Raw genomic sequence first — 16,063 nt, forward strand, 5'->3', positions numbered from 1 at the left:
ATGCGCGCCGCGTTCATCGCCTCGGCGCTGATGCATCTGGCAATCCTGCTCGCGGCGATCCTCACGCTGCCGAACAGCGAGGCATTCACGACGCCCCCCGTCGCCGCCCTGCCGATCGAGATCATCACCATCGACGAGGCGACGGACGTGACCGCGGGCGATCCGGAGGAGCAGGAGGTCGTGATGGCCCCCGCCCCGGAAACGGTTGAGACCGAGACGCCGGCCGAGCCGGAGACCATGCCCGGCACCACCGACGAGCCCGCCGACAGCATCGCGACGCTGGAGAACGCGATTGCCGACGCGGCCGAATCGAGCGCTCCCGAGGAGGCGGGCGAGCCGGAGCCGCAGCCGGAGGAGGCCGAGCCGGTGGAAGAGGTGGTCGAAAGCCCGCCGCCTGCACCGGAGCCCGAGCCGCTGCCGGAGCCCGAGCCGCTGCCCGAGCCGGCCGAGACGCCCGCCGAGGTGGTGGAAGCGCCGGAGCCCGCGCCGGAGCCCGAACCCGTCGAGGCCGCGGAGGCGCCGGCGGAACCCGCGGAGGCCGCCCCGCCGGTGCCCGAGACCGTGGTGCCGCGCAGCCGCCCCACGCCGCCGCCCCGCCGCACCCGCACGGCACGGGCCGAGACCCCGCGCGAGGACGCCTTCAGCGCCGACCGCATCTCGTCCCTCATCAACCGCACGGCGCCGTCCGGCGGCGGCAGCGGCGCCGCACAGGCGAGCGCCGGCACCGCCAACGGACGCGCCGATGCGCCCCAGACCGCGACCTTCACGGATGTTCTCATGAACCGCCTGAGGGAGTGCTGGATCCGCCCGGTCGCCATCGGCGCGGAGGAGGAGCTGGCCATCGTCGTCCAGTTCCGCCTGGCGCCGGACGGCGGGCTTCTCGGCATCGACGACGTACGCGCCCGCGGCATCGGCCCGATCTTCGACGTCGCCGCCGAAGCCGCCCGCCGCGCCGTCATCCGCTGCGCGCCCTATGATTGGCTGCCGCCCGGCCAGTACGACCTGTGGCGCGAGCTCCAGGTGACCTTCGACCCGCGCGAGTTCGGGTGAGCCGCCGCCGGACAGCCCCGGCAACAGACCATCCGCCGGGGCCGACGCTCCGGCGGCACCGACCGTCCTTCCATCGTCCATCACATCGCCGAAACCCCTGTCCGGGCCCTCGCGGGGTGGCCGCCGCCGCCCTCCTGCCCTAGGACGAAGATGAATTTATAAAGGGTGTGCTCATGATCTCGCGCATCAGGCCAATCGCCGTGGCCCTCGGTCAGCTCCTGGTCGCGGCCGCGGCCGTGATCGGGACCGCCGCAACCCCGGCGCGCGCGCTCGTCTCGATCGAAGTCACCGGCGGCGACGTCCGCCCGCTGCCGATCGCCATCCCCTGGTTCGAAGCCGGCGACGCTCTCGGCCAGCAGATTTCCGAGGTGGTTCTCGCCGACCTCGTCGGCTCCGGCCTCTTCGCCGAGGTCGACCGCGCCACCTATGCCGCGGCCACCATGGGCGTCGACACCGTCCCGGTGTTCCCCAACTGGCGCGCCAGCGGGGCGGAGGCGCTCGTCGCCGGCTCCGTCGTCCAGGAAGGCGGTGGGCGGCTGCGTGTCGACTTCCGCCTGTGGGACCCGCTTCAGGGCCAGCAGGTCGTCGGCCAGCAGTTCTTCACCACGCCCGACAACTGGCGGCGTGTGGCCCACATCGTCGCCGACGCCATCTACGAGCGGCTCACCGGCGAGGAGGGCTACTTCGACACCCGCATCGTCTACGTCGCCGAATCGGGGCCGAAGAATGCCCGCGTGAAGCGCCTCGCGATCATGGACCAGGACGGCTACAACACCACCTATCTGACCGACGGCAGCACGCTGGTGCTCACCCCGCGCTTCAGCCCCGCGGGCCAATGGGTCACCTACATGAGCTACGAGGGCGCCCAGCCCCAGGTCTTCCTGCTCGACGTGGAGACCGGCCGGCGCCAGCTCCTGTCCAAGGCCGCCAACATGAGCTTCGCCCCGCGCTTCTCGCCCGACGGCGGAACCGTGGTGATGAGCCTGCAGGAAGGCGGCAACTCCAACATCTTCGCGATGCCGCTGAACGGCGGCCAGCCGCGCCGGCTGACGAATTCGCCTTCGATCGACACCGCTCCGTCCTACTCCCCTGACGGCTCGCGCATCGTCTTCGAGAGTGACCGCGGCGGCACACAGCAGCTCTACGTGATGAGCGCCAACGGCGGCCCCGCGGAGCGGATCTCGTACGGCTCGGGGCGCTATTCGACGCCGGTCTGGTCCCCCAAGGGCGACCTCATCGCCTTCACCAAGCAGGACCAGGGGCGCTTCGCCATCGGCGTGATGAACCCTGACGGGTCGGGCGAGCGCATTCTCACCTCGGGCTTCCACAACGAGGGGCCCACTTGGGCGCCCAACGGCCGCGTCATCGCCTTCTTCCGCGATTCCGGCGGCCCGCAGGGGGGGCCGAGCATCTGGACCGTCAACGTGTCAGGCCGCAACGAGCGGCGTTTGCAGACGCAGAGCTTCGCCTCCGACCCCGCATGGTCGCCCCGCCGCAAGTGAGCGGCGGCGGACCCGCGGACGTGACGAAAGGGCCTTTCGGGGCCCTTTTTTCGTGGCGGGGCAAAGGCCCATCTCCGCCACGGCCGGGGCGGGATCAGGCGTGCGGCAGCTCGCGGCGGTCGGGCGCCTTGCACAGGTCGTAGATCACGCACGCCTCGCACAGCGGGCGGCGCGCCTTGCAGACGTGGCGCCCGTGCAGGATCAGCCAGTGATGCGCGCCGCGCAGATAGCGCTCGGGAACGATCTTCTCCAGCGCCGCCTCGACATCGTCCGGGGTCTTGCCGGGGGCGAGGCCGAGCCGGTTGCCGATGCGGAAGATATGCGTGTCCACCGCGATGGTCGGCTGCCCGAAGGCGACGTTCAGCACCACGTTGGCGGTCTTGCGGCCGACACCGGGGAGCATCTGCAGCGCCTCGCGGCTTTGCGGCACCTCGCCGCCGAACTCCTCGACGAGGATCTTCGACAGCGCCATCACGTTCTTGGCCTTGGTGTTGAAGAGGCCGATGGTCTTGATGTGCTCCTTCAGCGCGTCCTCGCCGAGGTCCAGCATCTTTTGCGGCGTGTCGGCCACGGCGAAGAGGCCGCGCGTCGCCCGGTTGACGCCGACGTCGGTCGCCTGGGCCGACAGCGCCACCGCGACGACGAGGGTGTAGGGGTTGGTGAACTCGAGCTCGGTCTGCGGCTCGGGCAGCGCATCGGCCAGGCGCTGGAAGAGCGCGTCGGCCTCCGCCCGGGAATAGCGCCTGCGCTTCAGCGTCTTCGCCGGCACCTTGGGTTTCGCCGCGGGTTTGGTCGCCGCCTTCGTCGCCACGGGCTTGGTCTTCAGAGGCTTCGCCGTTGCGGGCGTTGCCGGCATCGGTTCGGCCGGCACAGGCGCGGCGGCGCGCGGCTCGGGCGCGGCGGGTTTCGCGCTGCGGGTGCGCTTCGGGGCGGGCGCGCCGGTGTCGTCGGTCATCGGAGGAAGGCCTCGTCCCACACCCGCTCGATCACCTCCGTCCACGAAACGTGCGGCTCGGCGAGTGTCGGCGCGTCGACCGCGACTTCGCCCGAAAACAGCGCGCGATCCGCCGGGTCCAGCGCCTCCAGGCCGATCACCGCGGGATCGCCCCACACGGCAGGGTCGGCCTTGCGCGCCTGCGCCTCCGGCGACAAGAGGAAGTCGGCCACCACCAGCGCCCCGGCCTTGTCGCCCGCATTGGCCGGGATGGCCACGAAATGCACGTTGCCGATCGTCCCGCCCGTGAACGCCGCCACGCGGCTGGCGGGTGGCAGCAGCCCGTCCGCCACTCCGGCCACCGCGTCGGACGGATTGCCGGTCAGGGCGAGAAGGATTTCACCGTCCGCATAAAGCGCCCGCGTCTCCGCGACGCCGGAGGGAAAGGCCGCACCGGAGCGCCACAGGTTGGGATGAAGCCGCGTCAGCACCGGAACCAGCGTGTCGCGCACCAGAGCGTCGGCGTCCTCGCCGGCTGGGGCGTAGAGCACCGCGCGGTCGGGCACGAGGTCCAGAAGGAGCTGCTTGAGGAAGGTGGTGCCGGTGAAGTTGGGCGGCTGCGGATAGGTGAAGCGGCCGGGGTGATCCGCCACGAAGCCCTCCAGCTCCGCCAGCGAGCGCGGCGGCTGCGGGGTGCGCGCCTCATCGTAGATCATCACAAGTTGGGCCCGGCCCCACGGGCTCTCCTCTCCGGCGACGTCGACGCCGAAGTCCCGCTCGATCGCCGCGCCATAGCGGTCCATGTCGACGAGGGCGCGGTTGGGCAGCGCCTCGGCCCAGCGCCCGCCCATCAGCAGGCCGTTCATCTGCATCGCGGCGAAGTTCTCGCCGTTGATCCACACGAGGTCGACGGCGCCGCCCTCGGTCAGCCCCGCCGTCTTCTCCGCCAGGACGCGGGTCACCGCTTCCGCCGTGTCGGCGAGCTTCACGTGGTTGAGGGTGATGCCGTAGCGGGCGGCCACCTCCTCGCCCACCCAGGCGATATAATCGTTGATGTGGGTTTCGCCGCCCCATGCGTACCAGTCGACGGTCTCGCCCTTCGCATCGGCGAGCACGGCGGCCCAGTCGGCCGGGTCCGGCGCCTCTTGCGCGGTGGCGGGCGCGGCGGTCAGGAAGGCGGCGAGAAGGGCCGCGAGGGTCTGGCGCATCGGCGGTGTCGGTCTCGTCTCAGCTGGCGAAGGCGGCCCGCAGTGTGTCGTCGGACAGAAGCTGCGGCAACACCACGGGATCGGCCCCGGCGGGGAAGTAAACATAAAGCGGCACGCCCGCGCGTCCGAACTCTTCGATGAGGTGCGTCACCTCGGGGTCACGCCGCGTCCAGTCGGCCTTCATGTAGGTGACGCCGCGGGCCTCGAGCGCGGCGCGGAAGTCGTCGCCGGACAGGACCACGCGCTCGTTGACCTTGCAGGTGATGCACCACGCCGCGGTGACGTTGAGGAAGACCGGCCGCCCCTCGGCCCGCAACTGGGCGAGGCGCGCGGGGCTGAAGGCCTCCTCGGCGCCGCCGTCCACCACGCGCTGGCCGAGCGGCGCGCCGTCCGGCCGGCCGAGCGCCATGGCGGGCGAGGCGGACGGGCCGACCGCCGGCCACAGCGCCGCGAGGGCGAGCGCCAGGCTGCCCGCCGCGAGCCCGAAGGCCACCCGGTGGGACGAGCCGGACCCGCGCTGCGACAGTCCATAGAGCCACGCGGCCATGGCGAGGAGGACAAGCGCGGCCATCGCCGGCAGCAGCGATTCCACGCTGACGAGCTGGGCGAGCACCCAGAAGAGCCACGCCGCAGTGAGGTAGAGCGGGAAGGCGAGGGCCTGCTTGAAGCGCACCATCCACAGGCCCGGCTTGGGGAGAACGCGGGCGAGCCCCGGCATCAGGCTGAGGAGCACGAAGGGGAGCGCGAGGCCGAGACCGAGCGCCGCGAACACGGCCAGCGCGAAGGCGGGCGATGCGATCAGCGCCGCGCCCATGGCCGGGGCCATGAAGGGCGCCGTGCAGGGCGTCGCGACGACGGTCGCGAGAAGGCCGGTGGAGAAGGCCGCCGCCGGCCCGGTGCCGCCCCGCGTGCCGAGCCGCGTGAAACTGGTGCCGATCTCGTAGACGCCGGACAGGTTGAGGCCGAAGGCGAAGAGGATCAGCGTCATCGCCGCGACGAAGGCGGGGCTCTGGAGCTGGAAGCCCCAGCCGACCGCCTCGCCGCCCGCGCGCAGTGCCAGCATGGCCGCCGCCACCGCCATCAGGCTGACGAGGATGCCCGCCATATAGGCCGCCCCCGTCGCCGCCCGCGCGCGCCAGGGGGCCGCCGCATGCGACACGAGGCCGAGCGCCTTGACCGCCAGCACCGGGAAGACGCAGGGCATCAGATTGAGGATGATACCGCCGAGGAAGGCGAGGCCGAGCACCTGCCACATTCCGAGCCCTGCCGGACCTGCCGGCGGCGCGTCCGCCTTCTCCGCCGCGACGGGCAGGCGGAAGGAGGGCGCCGCGCTCTGCGTCGTGCCGCCGCCACCGCTCGCCCCGGCCCCGCTCGCTCCGGCCCCGCTCGCTCCGGCCCCCATCGCCCCGACCTCGCCCGCGCCGGCCCCGCTGGAGGTGGAGGCGGTGGCGATGGCGGGCGCGGCGACAGGCTCGGGATCGGCAGGGCCACCGGCGACGATCTCGATCGCCCCCTTGGAGGTGGTGAGGACACCGCCGAGCTCACCCGTCAGGCGGCCGCGTCCGGGTGTGAGGGTCAGGGTCAGAGCGCCGTCCGCCACGACCGCGGGCTGGTCCGCCACATGGTCGAGCGCGCGGTCGTTGAAGGCGAAGAAGTGGGCGTCCTCGCCGCTCGCCACGCCGGCGTCCGCGCCCGGAACCGTCAGGCGGATCGACGCGCCGTCCCGCACATAGGTGGCGGCGACGTCGCTCTTTGCCGGAATATCCCACCCGGCTTCGACGAAATCGTAGGCGACGGCGGGATCCTCGGCGCTCGCGGCGGCCGTCGGCACGTCGAATGTGGTCGTGCCGCTCGCCGGGATGCAGATCTTCTCGCAGACGAGCCAATCCATCGCCAGGGTGACCGGCCAGGGCCGCCCCGCGGGCCAGTCCGCCGGAACGGTCAGGCTGGTGAGAAGGGTGAAGCTGTCGGAATAGCCATGGTTCATCAACGGCGGATAAGGCAGACGCTCAGGCGCCGGAAAGATCGTCTCGCCGTGCGCCCCGCCGTCCAGCGTCCAGGTGACCACGGGAGGCCCGCCCGAATCGCCGGGGTTCACCCAATAGGTGTGCCACCCCGCGTCCAGCCGGTGGGCCAGAGCGACGTCCACCGTCTCGCCCGGTGCCGTGGCCGCGTTCTTCAGCAGCACCCGCGCGGCCACATGGTCACCGGCGATCGCCGCCACCTCCCCCGCATGAGCGGCAGGGACCGCCGTCAGCGCGGCAAAGCCCACGGCGAGCGCGGACAGAAGGCGGGGCAAGAGCATGGTCATGCGGCAGGGTTCTCCCAGGCTGGGGATCACTTACGCCCCATGCAAATCGAGCGCAAAGTCGATTGTCTCACAATTGCGAGACCGAACCGGCAGCATGCACCGCCTCGCTTTGGCCGGTCTCGCCTGACGGAACCGGCCGCACCGAGCGCGATCCGGCGATGCCCCGCCCCGCGCGCGGCGGCCCGCCGGGCCGCACGCCCTGCGTCCTTCCGTCTCGCCTTCTCGGCGGGCGCGATGATGCGGCGAGGCCGAACCGTATGCCGGAGGCCGATCCACCGCCCGCCGCACCCGCAAGAAGCTGCAATATAAGGCGAGATCACAGCGAACCCGAGTCGTTGCGCGCGATTACATCTCGGACAGACTGACGCGCGCCGGGTTGCGCGCCTGCCTTCGGGCGATAAGGTCCGAAGCCACGAGACACGATGTGGAGATGTGACATGCGTGCCACGCTATGGGCGCTCTTACTGACGATCGCCGTCGCGCCGAATGCGCTGGCACAGGAGGCGGCCCCCTCGCCGCAAGAGCCCGCATGGCGCCACGCCAGCGCGCTGACGGGCGAGCCCGGCTACCCCGCCGATTTCACCCACTTCGGCTACGTCAACCCGGATGCGCCCAAAGGCGGACGCATCCGCCTCGCCGACCCCACCGGCTACGACACGTTCAACCCGGTGCTGCAGCGCGGCAACCAGGCGCCCGGCCTGTCGCTGATCTACGATTCGCTGATGACCCCGGCGCTGGACGAGCAGAACATCTCCGGCGCCTACGGCCTGATCGCCGACGCGATGCGCTATCCGGACGATTATTCGTGGGTGGAATACCGCATCGACCCGGACGCCAAGTGGCACGACGGCACCCCCATCACCGCCGAGGACGTCGCATGGACGCTGACGGCCGAGAAGGAGGCCGACCCCAACCGCGCCTTCTATTACAAGGACGTCGTGTCCGCCGAGGTGGTGGACGAAGGTGTCGTCCGCTTCACCTTCGCGCGCCCCGGCAATCGCGAGCTGCCGCACATCGTCGGCCAGCTTCAGCCGCTGCCCAAAGCGTGGTGGACCGGTACCGCGCCGGACGGAACCGAGCGCTCGATCACCCGCGGCACGCTGGAGCCGCCGCTCGGCTCCGGCCCCTACAAGATCGCCGCGTTCGAGCCGGGCCGCTTCGTCGAATATGAGCGCGCCGAGGAATATTGGGCGAAGGACCACCCGACCCAGATCGGCACCAACAATTTCGACGCCATGCGTTACGACGTCTACCGCGACCAGACGATCCTGGTGGAAGCCTTCAAGGGCGGCCGGTTCGACTATCGCAGCGAGAACAGCGCCAAGAACTGGGCCACGGCCTATGAAAGCGACGCGCTGGAGCGGGGCGACATCGTCAAGGAAGAGTTCCCGATCCAGAACCAGGGCGTCATGCAGGCCTTCGTGATGAACCTGCGCCTGCCGAAATTCCAGGACGAGCGCGTGCGCCGCGCGCTCAACCTCATGTACGATTTCGAGGCCCAAAAGCGCACCATCTTCTACGATCAGTATGACCGCATCTCGTCCTTCTTAATGGGGACCGAGCTTGCGTCCACCGGACTGCCCGAGGGGCAGGAGCTGGCGATCTTGGAGGAGGTGAAGGACCTCGTCCCGCCGGAGGTCTTCACCGAGCCCTATGCCAACCCCGTGAACGGCACGCGCGAGGCGGTGCGCGACAATGCCCGCCAGGCCATCGCCCTCTTCCAGGAGGCCGGGTACGAGCTGCGCGGGCGGCAGATGGTGAACTCGGCCACCGGCCAGCCCTTCACCATCGAGATGGTGGAGAATTCCCCGGCGGCCGAACGCTACATCCTGCCCTATGCCAACAGCCTGAAGCTGATCGGCGTCGAGATGAACGTGCGCATCGTCGACTCCACCCAGTACGTCGAGCGGGTGCGCAGCCGCGACTTCGAGATGACGGTTCTCGCCTGGGGCCAATCCACCTCGCCCGGCAACGAGCAGGCCTATTTCTGGGGCTCGGAGGCCGCCGACCAGGAGCAGAGCCAGAACTACGCGGGCATCAAGGACGACGGTGTCGACGCGCTGATCGAGAAGGTGATCCTCGCCAAGGACCGCGAGGAGCTGGTGGCCGCCACCCGCGCGCTGGACCGGGTGCTTCTCGCCCACAACTACGTCATCCCGCTGTTCTATTCGCCGAACCAGCGCACCGCGCGGTGGAACATCTTTTCCCACCCGGAGACGCTGCCCCCGTTTGGATCCCTGTTCCCGACCGTGTGGTGGTACGACGAGGCGAAGGCCGCCACCGTAGAGGGCCGCCCGTGAGCCGCGCCGGGCCGCGCTTCACCCGCCGCCGCATGCTGGAGCTGACCGGCGCCACCGCCGCCGGGGCGCTCGCCTGGCGCCTCACCCCCGCCCTCGCCCAAGGCACCCAGGCCGGCGTGGACGGCACGGCCGCCGGGGCCACAGCCGACCCGCGCACGACCCACGCCCTCACCGTCTTCGGCGAGCCGCGCCACGGGCCGGACTTCACCCACTTTTCCTACGTGAACCCGGACGCGCCCAAGGGGGGCGAGCTGCGCCTCGTCCCCTCGTCCTTCGGCGGCAACCAGAACCCCACCACCTTCAACACCTTCAACATGTTCATCCTGCGGGGGGATTCGCCGCCCCTCATGCAGCTCTGCCACGCCTCGCTGATGGTGCGCGGGCTGGACGAGCCCGACGCCGTCTACGGACAGATCGCCGAGGCGGTGGAGATCGACGGGCCGCGTTACGCCTTCACGCTACGCCCCGGCGCCACCTTTTCGGACGGCACGGCGATCACCGCTGCCGACGTGATCTTCACGCTGGAGACGCTGCGCGAGAACGGTCACCCGATCTACGCGGGTCCGCTGAGTGACATCGACAGCCTCGAGGTCGCGGACGAGGCGACCGCGGTGATCACCTTCCGCGAGGGCGCCTCCAACCGCATGCCGCCGCTGGTCGCCACCTATCCGGTGCTCTCCAAGGCCTACTACGAGGCGAACGACTTCACCGCCGCGCGGCTCGACAAGCCTGTCGTCTCCGGCGCCTACACCGTGGGCGACTTCGCCGCCGGGCGCTACGTGACCCTCGTCAAGCGGCCGGACTTCTGGGGCGACGATGTGCCGTCCGGCCGCGGCCACAACAATTTCGGCAGCGTGCGGGTGGACTTCTACCGCGAGCGGACGCTGGCCTTCGAGGCGTTCAAGACCGGCAAGGAGAATTTCCGCGAGGAGTTCACCTCCAAGGTCTGGGCGACGGAGTACACCTTCCCGGCGATCCAGCGCGGCGACGTGGTGCGGCGCGAATTTCCCGACGACCGTCCCGCCGGCGCGCAAGGGTGGTTCATCAACACCCGGCGGCCGAAGTTCGCCGATCCGCGCACCCGCGAAGCCCTCGCCTGGGCGTTCGATTTCGAGTGGACCAACCAGAACCTCTTCTACGGCGCCTACAAGCGCACCCAGTCCTTCTTCATGAACTCGGACATGATGGCCGAGGGGGAGCCCTCCGCCGCCGAACTCGCCCTCCTGGAGCCGTTCCGCGATCAGGTCGACCCCGCCGTTTTCGGCCCGGCCTGGACCGCGCCTGTGGCCGACGGGTCGGGCCGCGACCGCACCAACATGCGCCGCGCCATCGAGCTTTTGAGCGAAGCCGGATGGACGCGGCGGGACGGCCAGCTCGTCGACGCCGCGGGCGAGCCGCTGGTGGTCGAATATCTCTATCCGTCCGAGCCGACGTCCGAGCGCATCTTCCTGCCCTTCGCCAACACGCTGCGGGCGATCGGCATCGACGCGCGGTTAACCCCTGTCGACGCCACCCAGTACCAGCTCAGAAGCGTCAACTTCGACTTCGACATTCTCACCCAGCGCTTCGCCTTCGCGCCGACGCCTTACGACACGATCCGGCAATATTTTTCGTCCGAGGCGGCGGCAACGGAAGGGTCCTACAACCTCGCCGGCATCGCCGACCCAGTGGTCGACGCGATGCTGGCGGCGATGCTTGCGGCCTCCACGCGGGATGAAATGCTGGCCGCCGCGCGCGCCATGGACCGCGTGACGCGCGTCGGCCACTATTGGATCCCGCAATGGTACAAGGGTTCGCACACGGTGGCCTATTGGGAGGCCGATTTCGGCATTCCGGAAACCAAACCGCGGTACGAGCTTCCCGTGGCCGAAACGTGGTGGTCCGCCTCCGCATGATGCCGCGTCGACGCCGCCTCGCCCTCCCGTGCCCCGCTCCGCCGCGCCGAAAGCCTGATTGATGCTCGCCTACATCGTCCGCCGCCTGGCCCTCATGGTGCCGACCCTGTTCGGCATCATGCTCATCTCGTTCGTCGTCATCCAATTCGCGCCGGGCGGACCGGTGGAGAAGGCCATCGCCGAGTTGCGCGGGACCGATGTCGGCTCCACCGCGCGCATCTCCGGCGGCACATCGGCGGGTGATTTCGCAGGCACCGGGGCCGGGGCGGGCGGCGGCGATTCCGGCTACCGCGGCGCCCAGGGCATCGACCCTGAGCTGATCGCCGAGCTGGAACGCCAATACGGCTTCGACAAAGGCCCGGTCGAGCGCTTCGGCATCATGATCGGCAACTACCTCACCTTCGACCTCGGCGAGAGCTTCTTCCGCGACCGCCGCGTGGTGGAACTCATCGTCGAAGCGCTGCCGGTCTCGGTCTCGCTGGGCCTCTGGATGACGCTGATCTCCTACGCCATCTCCATCCCGCTCGGCATCCGCAAGGCGGTGAAGGCGGGATCGGCCTTCGACATCGTCACCTCCGCCGTCATCATCGTCGGCTACGCGATACCGGGCTTCCTGTTCGCCATCCTCCTCATCATCCTCTTCGCCGGCGGCTCCTTCTGGTCCATCTTCCCGCTCGGCGAGCTGACGTCCGAGAACTGGGACCAGCTCTCCTGGCCGGCCAAGATCGCCGATTATTTCTGGCACATGACGCTGCCCTTGATCGCCCTCTCCACCGGCGCCTTCGCCACCACCACGCTGCTGACGAAGAACTCCTTCCTGGAGGAGATCCGCAAGCAGTACGTGATGACCGCGCGGATGAAGGGCCTGTCGGAGCGCTCGGTGCTCTACGGCCACGTCTTCCGCAATGCGATGCTGATCATCATCGCCGGCTTTCCGGGCGCCTTCATCGGCGCCTTCTTCACCGGCTCGCTCCTCATCGAAACGATCTTTTCGCTGGAGGGGCTCGGCCTCCTCGGTTTCGAGGCGGTGTTCGACCGTGACTATCCGATCGTCTTCGGCACCCTCTACGTGTTCTCGCTGATGGCGCTTCTCATCAACCTCGTGTCCGACCTCACCTACACGATGGTCGATCCCCGGATCGACTTCGAAAGCCGGGAGGTCTGAGGATGACGAGCCCCGACACCATGCCGATGCCGCACGATACCGCCGCCGCGCCCGCCAAGGCACCGAAGGGGAGCGGTATCAACGCCCGCCGCTGGGCGATCTTCCGCCGCCACCGGCTCGGCTTCTGGTCGCTGTGCATTTTCATCCCGCTCTTCATCCTCACCCTGTTCGCCGAGTTTCTGGCCAACGACCGGCCGCTCGTCGCCATGTACAAGGGCGAGCTTCTCTTCCCCGTCCTCGTCGACTACCCGGAGGAGAAGTTCGGCGGCTTTTATGCGGTGACCGATTACCGCGACCCCTTCATCAGCGAGGAGATCGCCGCCAACGGGTGGATGGTCTGGCCGCCGATCCGCTACGACTACCGCATCGAGAACAAGAACCCGCCGACCGCCCTCCCCTCGCCGCCATCCTGGATGTTCACGCGCGAGGAACTGTGCGCCCCCTACCAGGGCGGGGTGGACGATCCGGCCTGCTCGGTCTGGAACTACAACTGGCTCGGCACCGACGATCTGGGGCGCGACGTTCTCGCCCGCGCCATCTACGGCTTCCGCATCTCGGTCATCTTCGGCCTGGCGCTGACGTTGCTGTCATCCATCATCGGCATCGCGGCGGGCGCCGTACAGGGCTATTTCGGCGGCTGGACGGACCTGCTCTTTCAGCGCTTCATCGAGATCTGGACCTCGGTGCCGTCCCTCTACCTCATCCTCATCTTCTCGTCCGTCTTCATGCCGAGTTTCTTCCTGCTGCTCGGTATCCTGCTGCTGTTCTCGTGGGTCGGCCTCGTCGGCGTGGTGCGGGCGGAGTTCCTGCGCGCCCGCAACTTCGAATATGTCGCGGCGGCGCGCGCGCTCGGCGTCGGCTCGGTGACGATCATGTGGCGCCACCTCCTCCCCAACGCGATGGTGGCGACGCTCACCTTCCTGCCCTTCATCATGTCGGGCTCCATCACCACGTTGACGTCGCTGGACTTCCTCGGCCTCGGCCTGCCTCCGGGCTCGCCGTCGCTGGGCGAGCTTCTGGCACAGGGCAAGAACAATCCCGGCGCGCCGTGGCTCGGCCTCACGGGCTTCGCGGTGCTGGCGATCATGCTATCCTTGCTCATCTTCATCGGCGAAGGAGTCCGCGACGCCTTCGACCCGCGCAAAACCTTCGCATGAGGTGCCGTGATGGATGACGTTCGGATCCGCCTGAAAGCCGCCGACCTGCCGGACCATCTGCGCGGCACCATCGACCCCGCCCACGAGGTGGAGGTGTCGGTGCGCGACCTCGGCGCCAGCGCGACGCAGCAAGACCGCGCCGCCCGTGCCGCCGAAATTTTCAAGGCCTGGGATACCGCCCGCCAGATCCCCCCGCGGTCGACGCAGGAGATCCTCCAGGATGTCGATGCGCTGCGCGACGAATGGGAGCGCTAGACCTGCGCCTCTATTTGGATGCCCCCGCGATCATTCCGCTGTTCGAAAGCGAGGACGATCTCAGCGTCCGGCTGCGCAGCCTTTTCACTCACTACGCGGCGCAGCCTGAGAACACGATCTGCTCGAGCGAATTGTCGCTAACCGAATGCATCGTCCACCCCGCGCGGGAGGGCAATGCGGACCTGCTCGACCGCTACGAACACTTCTTCGGAGATGATGACCTGATCGACGTTCTGCCCATCGACTGGTCCATATTCCACGCCGCCGGCCTGCTCCGCGGCAGGCACAAGGCGCTGCGTGCGCCCGATGTCATCCATGTGGCGGCGGCACTGCGCCACAAATGCAGCCTCCTTCTCACGGGCGACAAGCGCCTCTGCGGGCGCTACCGGTGGGCGCACCCTTGGTCCTCCACGCTTCGTCCCACAGCAATCGACACCAACCCCGTCGACGTCATCTCCTTCCACGACACCGACCAATCTCCCTTCAACGCATTGCTCGACAAGGCCTATCATCGGTGACCTCCCCCCTCCTCTCCATCGAGAACCTCTCCGTCACCTTCCGCCAGGAGGGGCGCACGACGACCGCGGTGGATGGCGTGTCGCTGACCGTCGCACCGGGTGAGACGCTCGCCGTCGTCGGCGAATCGGGGTCGGGAAAGTCCGTCACCGCGCTGTCGGTGGCGCGGCTGTTGCCGCCGGGAGCCACCGCCTCGGGCCGCGTGATGTTCAAGGGGCGCGACCTCATGAGCCTCCCCGACAAGGAGATGCGCAAGGTCCGCGGCAACGACATCACGATGATCTTCCAGGAGCCGATGACCTCGCTCAACCCGCTCCACGTGGTCGAGCGGCAGATCGGCGAGATCCTGAAGGTCCACCAGGGCCTCGGCGACAAGGCCGCGCGCGCCCGCACGGTGGAGCTGCTGGCCGCGGTCGGCATCCCAGACCCGGAAGGGCGGCTGAAGAGCTATCCGCACCAGTTGTCCGGCGGGCAGCGGCAGCGCGTGATGATCGCCATGGCGCTCGCCAACGAGCCGGACCTCCTCATCGCCGACGAGCCGACCACCGCGCTCGACGTCACCGTCCAGGCGCAGATCCTGGCGCTTCTGAAGGAGGTGCAGACCCGCGCCGGCATGGGCATGATGTTCATCACCCACGACCTCGGCATCGTCCGCTCCATCGCCGACCGCGTGGCGGTGATGACCGGCGGCAAGGTGGTGGAGACCGGCCCCACGGCGGAGGTGTTCGAAAATCCGTCCCACGCCTATACGCGCCACCTTCTGGCGGCCGAGCCGAAGGGAACCGCACCGGAGCCGGACATGAACGCCCCGATGCTGGTGGAGACCAACGACCTCAAGGTCTGGTTCCCCGTCAAACGCGGCCTGATGCGCCGCACGGTGGGCCACATCAAGGCGGTCGACGGCATCGACCTCGCCGTGCGCCGGGGCGAGACGATGGGCATCGTCGGCGAGTCGGGATCCGGCAAATCGACGCTCGGATTCGCCATCCTGCGGCTGATCGCCTCCAAGGGGCGCATCGTCTTCATGGGCGAGGCGATCGAGGCGCGCTCGTGGGCGAAGATGCGACCGCTGAGGTCCAAGATGCAGATCGTGTTTCAGGACCCGTTCGGCTCGCTGTCGCCGCGCATGTCGGTCGGCGCGATCATCGCCGAAGGGCTGACGATCCATTCCGGCCTCAGCGCGCCGGAGCGGGAGGCGCGCGTCGTGCAGGCGTTGACCGAGGTGGGGCTGGATCCCGAGATGCGCCACCGCTACCCGCACGAGTTCTCCGGCGGGCAGCGCCAGCGCATCGCCATCGCCCGCGCGCTGGTGCTGGAGCCGGACCTCATCGTGCTGGACGAGCCGACCAGCGCGCTGGACCGCTCGGTTCAGGCCCAGGTGGTCGACCTGCTCCGCGACGTGCAGAAGAAGCACGACCTCACCTTCCTCTTCATCAGCCACGATCTGCAGGTGGTGCGCGCGCTCGCCAACGAGGTGATCGTGATGAAGGGCGGCAAGGTGGTGGAGCGCGGCCCGACGGCGAAGATCTTCGACGCGCCGGAGACCGACTACACCAAGGCGCTGATGGCCGCGGCACTGCATCACGAGGCCGCCCCCGCCGGCACCGTCGCGGACTGACACTTTCTTCACCGCGGCGCGTTATCCAATCCGGCGCGCGCCGTGGCTCCGATTCGCATGGGTTGGCAGAGGAGCCGGCGCGCATCAGGAGGGATCGACATGGACGTGCCGGCTCGTGTGCCGCTGGCGCCCCCGCGCGCATTTGAGAGAGC

General features: G+C 69.3%; 12 protein-coding genes. 9 read left to right on the forward strand and 3 right to left on the reverse strand.

Annotated elements, in window-relative coordinates; all coding sequences use genetic code 11:
- Together BIX52_RS15275 and tolB are read left to right on the forward strand one after the other, a co-directional pair.
- Complete coding sequence (locus BIX52_RS15275) at positions 1–1,050, forward strand: hypothetical protein (protein WP_075221959.1); 1,050 nt, start codon at positions 1–3, stop codon at positions 1,048–1,050.
- 173 nt (positions 1,051–1,223) lie between these two features.
- A complete protein-coding gene (tolB, locus tag BIX52_RS15280; RefSeq protein WP_075222112.1) occupies positions 1,224–2,552 on the forward strand; it encodes a Tol-Pal system beta propeller repeat protein TolB in 1,329 nt (442 codons plus the stop codon).
- A gap of 94 nt (positions 2,553–2,646) precedes the next feature.
- On the opposite strand, the gene nth is transcribed toward tolB, so the two are convergent.
- From nth to BIX52_RS15295, 3 genes are read right to left on the reverse strand one after another with little or no spacing between them, the layout of a single operon-like run.
- Positions 2,647–3,507: an endonuclease III gene (gene nth, locus BIX52_RS15285; RefSeq protein WP_075221960.1), complete on the reverse strand. Its 861-nt coding sequence runs from the start codon at positions 3,505–3,507 to the stop codon at positions 2,647–2,649.
- On the reverse strand, positions 3,504–4,694 hold the full coding sequence (locus BIX52_RS15290) for an ABC transporter substrate-binding protein (RefSeq protein ID WP_075221961.1): 1,191 nt from the start codon (positions 4,692–4,694) through the stop codon (positions 3,504–3,506). Before BIX52_RS15290 ends, nth begins: the two co-directional genes overlap by 4 nt.
- Before the next feature lie 19 nt (positions 4,695–4,713).
- Positions 4,714–7,005: a protein-disulfide reductase DsbD family protein gene (locus tag BIX52_RS15295; protein ID WP_075221962.1), complete on the reverse strand. Its 2,292-nt coding sequence runs from the start codon at positions 7,003–7,005 to the stop codon at positions 4,714–4,716.
- A gap of 437 nt (positions 7,006–7,442) precedes the next feature.
- On the opposite strand from BIX52_RS15295, the gene BIX52_RS15300 reads away from it, so the two are divergent.
- The 7 genes from BIX52_RS15300 to BIX52_RS15330 all read left to right on the forward strand — a co-directional run bounded on the left by BIX52_RS15300 (position 7,443) and on the right by BIX52_RS15330 (position 15,911).
- The gene (locus tag BIX52_RS15300; RefSeq protein WP_075221963.1) at positions 7,443–9,305 is read left to right on the forward strand and encodes an extracellular solute-binding protein; all 1,863 of its coding nucleotides are present in this window, start codon (positions 7,443–7,445) and stop codon (positions 9,303–9,305) included.
- Positions 9,302–11,200, forward strand: coding sequence for an extracellular solute-binding protein (locus BIX52_RS15305; protein WP_342743839.1), 1,899 nt, complete (start codon positions 9,302–9,304; stop codon positions 11,198–11,200). The genes BIX52_RS15300 and BIX52_RS15305 overlap by 4 nt, the downstream gene beginning before the upstream one ends.
- A gap of 61 nt (positions 11,201–11,261) precedes the next feature.
- A complete protein-coding gene (locus tag BIX52_RS15310) occupies positions 11,262–12,365 on the forward strand; it encodes a microcin C ABC transporter permease YejB (RefSeq protein WP_075221964.1) in 1,104 nt (367 codons plus the stop codon).
- A 20-nt stretch (positions 12,366–12,385) separates the two neighbouring features.
- Positions 12,386–13,522: an ABC transporter permease gene (locus tag BIX52_RS15315; protein WP_075222114.1), complete on the forward strand. Its 1,137-nt coding sequence runs from the start codon at positions 12,386–12,388 to the stop codon at positions 13,520–13,522.
- A 9-nt stretch (positions 13,523–13,531) separates the two neighbouring features.
- Positions 13,532–13,777, forward strand: a complete 246-nt coding sequence (locus BIX52_RS15320) for a hypothetical protein (protein ID WP_075221965.1) — start codon at positions 13,532–13,534, stop codon at positions 13,775–13,777.
- Entirely contained in the window at positions 13,765–14,295 is a 531-nt protein-coding gene (locus BIX52_RS23690; RefSeq protein WP_075221966.1) for a type II toxin-antitoxin system VapC family toxin, read from the forward strand. The genes BIX52_RS15320 and BIX52_RS23690 overlap by 13 nt, the downstream gene beginning before the upstream one ends.
- A complete protein-coding gene (locus BIX52_RS15330; RefSeq protein ID WP_075221967.1) occupies positions 14,292–15,911 on the forward strand; it encodes an ABC transporter ATP-binding protein in 1,620 nt (539 codons plus the stop codon). The genes BIX52_RS23690 and BIX52_RS15330 overlap by 4 nt, the downstream gene beginning before the upstream one ends.
- The last annotated feature ends 152 nt before the right edge of the window (positions 15,912–16,063 follow it).

This window comes from Acuticoccus yangtzensis (assembly GCF_001927245.1).
Taxonomy (GTDB): Bacteria; Pseudomonadota; Alphaproteobacteria; order Rhizobiales; family Amorphaceae; genus Acuticoccus; species Acuticoccus yangtzensis.

Bases quoted from the DNA above. Each gene is read 5' to 3' on its own strand.
- BIX52_RS15300 (WP_075221963.1), top strand. From the start codon at position 7,443: ATGCGTGCCACGCTATGGGCGCTCTTACTGACGATCGCCGTCGCGCCG.
- BIX52_RS15290 (WP_075221961.1), bottom strand. From the start codon at position 4,694: ATGCGCCAGACCCTCGCGGCCCTTCTCGCCGCCTTCCTGACCGCCGCG.
- BIX52_RS15275 (WP_075221959.1), top strand. From the start codon at position 1: ATGCGCGCCGCGTTCATCGCCTCGGCGCTGATGCATCTGGCAATCCTG.
- BIX52_RS15315 (WP_075222114.1), top strand. From the start codon at position 12,386: ATGCCGATGCCGCACGATACCGCCGCCGCGCCCGCCAAGGCACCGAAG.
- BIX52_RS15310 (WP_075221964.1), top strand. From the start codon at position 11,262: ATGCTCGCCTACATCGTCCGCCGCCTGGCCCTCATGGTGCCGACCCTG.
- tolB (WP_075222112.1), top strand. From the start codon at position 1,224: ATGATCTCGCGCATCAGGCCAATCGCCGTGGCCCTCGGTCAGCTCCTG.
- nth (WP_075221960.1), bottom strand. From the start codon at position 3,507: ATGACCGACGACACCGGCGCGCCCGCCCCGAAGCGCACCCGCAGCGCG.
- BIX52_RS23690 (WP_075221966.1), top strand. From the start codon at position 13,765: ATGGGAGCGCTAGACCTGCGCCTCTATTTGGATGCCCCCGCGATCATT.
- BIX52_RS15320 (WP_075221965.1), top strand. From the start codon at position 13,532: ATGGATGACGTTCGGATCCGCCTGAAAGCCGCCGACCTGCCGGACCAT.
- BIX52_RS15295 (WP_075221962.1), bottom strand. From the start codon at position 7,005: ATGACCATGCTCTTGCCCCGCCTTCTGTCCGCGCTCGCCGTGGGCTTT.